This window comes from Mesorhizobium sp. M4A.F.Ca.ET.020.02.1.1 (assembly GCF_004022645.1).
GTDB lineage: Bacteria > Pseudomonadota > Alphaproteobacteria > Rhizobiales > Rhizobiaceae > Mesorhizobium.
Map to the genome: position 1 here is coordinate 1 of NZ_RZOI01000947.1, position 1,939 is coordinate 1,939.

Here is a 1,939-nt window from a genome sequence, read left to right on the forward strand (position 1 = left end):
ATCCGGAGGATGTCATAACCTGCTCCGACATCGACATGATGAGCCCGAGCTCGGATGGACGGTTTTTGCACAAGGATGGGAGGCCGTATCCGGGGCAGGGCTAGCCTCTTCCCTTCCACAAGGGGAGAAGGCCGCCGCTGGCTTTTCTCCGATGCGGCGATAAGCTCACTCCCAGACAAGGGAGGATTGTCATGGCCAAGGAAATCGTCGAAGTGCCGGTGCTGTCGGCGGCTGTGCGCGCGCTCGGCGTGCCGCTGTCGCTGGTGACCAGGGGGGCGGGGCTGGTCTTCGTCTCCGGCATGCCGCCGCTCGATGTTGCGACGGGCAAGCTGGTCAAGGGCGACATCGAGGTGCAGGCCGAGGCGTCGCTGAGGGCGATGAAGCATTGCCTGGATGCGGCGGGCAGCTCGCTGGACAAGGTGCAGATGGTGCGCATCTACGCCGCCAATGCCGGCTTCTACAACGCCATCAACCGCGTCTATGCAGAGCACTTCCCCGAAAACCCGCCGTCGCGCACCTTCGTGCCGGTAGCGTCATGGCCGATGGAGTTTGATATCGAGATCGAGTGTGTGGCGGTGGGGTGAAGGGAGAGTTGTCCCTGATCGAACTTGCGGGCGTTGAAAGCGGATGACTGTCATCCAAAATACTCCTGCAGCGGCGTGACCTCCAGGCTCCCGGCCCGCAGCGCCGCGATCGCCTCGGCGACCGCAGCAGCGCCCGACAGCGTCGTGTAGTACGGCACCTTCTGCATCAGCGTGGCACGTCGCAGTGACTTAGAGTCCGACACCGCCTTCTGGCCGTCGGTGGTGTTGAAGACGATCTGGACCTGGCGGTTGCGGATGGCGTCCTCGATGTGCGGGCGGCCTTCGAGCACCTTGTTGATCTTTTCGGCGACCACGCCGTTCTCGGCGAGGAAGCGGGCGGTGCCGGAGGTGGCGAGCACCTTGAAACCCTGGCCGGCGAGGCGCTTGACGGCGGGCAGGATGCCCTTCTTGTCCTCGTCGCGCACCGAGACGAACAGCGTGCCGGAGCGCGGCAGGTCGACATTGGCGCCGAGCTGGCTCTTGGCGAAGGCGAGCGCGAAGTCGCGGTCGAGGCCCATCACCTCGCCGGTCGAGCGCATTTCCGGCCCGAGCAGGATGTCGACGCCGGGGAAGCGGGCGAAGGGGAAGACGGCTTCCTTGACGGCGATGTGGCCGGGGTTGCGCGGATCGGGCATCGGGCCGTAATGGGCGAAGGCGTCTTCCAGCGTCTCACCGGCCATGATGCGGGCCGCGATCTTGGCGATCGGCCTGCCGATCGTCTTGGCGACGAAGGGCACGGTGCGCGAGGCGCGGGGGTTGACCTCCAGCACATAGACCGTGCCGTCCTGGATCGCGTATTGCACGTTCATCAGGCCGCCGACATTGAGCGCGCGAGCCAAGGCGGCCGTCTGCCGCTCCAACTCGTCGACAAGGTCCGAAGGCAGCGCGTGCACCGGCAGCGAGCAGGCCGAGTCGCCGGAATGGATGCCGGCCTCCTCGATATGCTCCAGGATGCCGGAGACGAAGGTCGCCTTGCCGTCGCAGAGGCAGTCGACGTCGACCTCGATGGCGCCGGTCAGATAGGTATCGAACAGAAGCGGGTTCTTGCCCAGCAGCGTGTTGATCTGGCCGGTCTTGTCGTTGGGGTATTTCTGCTTGATGTCCTCCGGCACCAGGCCGGGCACGGTGTCGAGCAGGTAGGTCTGCAGCATCCCCTCGTCATGGATGATCTGCATGGCGCGGCCGCCGAGCACATAGGACGGGCGCACCACCAGCGGAAAGCCGAGCTCGCCGGCGACGAGGCGGGCCTGCTCGACCGAATAGGCGATGCCGTTCTTCGGCTGGGTCAGGCCGAGCTTGTGCAGCAGCTTCTGGAAACGGTCGCGGTCCTCGGCGAGGTCGATCATGTCGGGCGA

At 65.5% G+C, this 1,939-nt stretch carries 1 protein-coding gene and 2 pseudogenes; 2 read left to right on the top strand and 1 reads right to left on the bottom strand.

What is annotated here, in order from left to right; all coding sequences use genetic code 11:
* Positions 1-104, top strand: a pseudogene (locus EN742_RS39810) (transcriptional regulator); the annotation flags it as partial.
* Positions 105-191: 87 nt separating this feature from the next.
* Entirely contained in the window at positions 192-584 is a 393-nt protein-coding gene (locus EN742_RS33480) for a RidA family protein (protein ID WP_126058764.1), read from the top strand.
* Positions 585-634: 50 nt separating this feature from the next.
* On the opposite strand, the pseudogene EN742_RS33485 reads toward EN742_RS33480, so the two are convergent.
* Positions 635-1,939 (bottom strand): annotated as a pseudogene (locus tag EN742_RS33485) (carbamoyl phosphate synthase large subunit); the annotation flags it as partial.

Coding starts and splice junctions, on each gene's coding strand:
- EN742_RS33480 (WP_126058764.1), top strand. CDS start 192: ATGGCCAAGGAAATCGTCGAAGTGCCGGTGCTGTCGGCGGCTGTGCGC.